Raw genomic sequence first — 246 nt, forward strand, 5'->3', positions numbered from 1 at the left:
TGTCTGCGTACTTCTACAGTCGTGATATCGGCCGGGTGTGGCGCATGGCTGAGGGCCTGGAGGCCGGCATGGTGGGTATCAACGAAGGGATTATCTCTACTGAAGTCGCGCCGTTTGGCGGTATCAAGGAGTCCGGGCTGGGTCGTGAAGGTTCCAGGTATGGGCTGGATGATTATCTGGAGATCAAATACTTGTTGATGGGGGGCTTGTAAGACAACGTCGCTCTAAGATGGGCGCTGGCTTGGC

1 protein-coding gene is annotated in these 246 nt (G+C 56.1%); it reads left to right on the forward strand.

Annotated elements, in window-relative coordinates:
• Nucleotides 1-212, forward strand: a 212-nt coding sequence (locus tag KZZ04_RS20365; protein WP_219424058.1) for an aldehyde dehydrogenase family protein, incomplete at its 5' end; no start/stop codon positions are given.
• Nucleotides 213-246: the final 34 nt, after the last annotated feature.

Source organism: Pseudoalteromonas sp. CR1, from assembly GCF_019392235.1.
Taxonomy (GTDB): Bacteria; Pseudomonadota; Gammaproteobacteria; order Enterobacterales; family Alteromonadaceae; genus Pseudoalteromonas.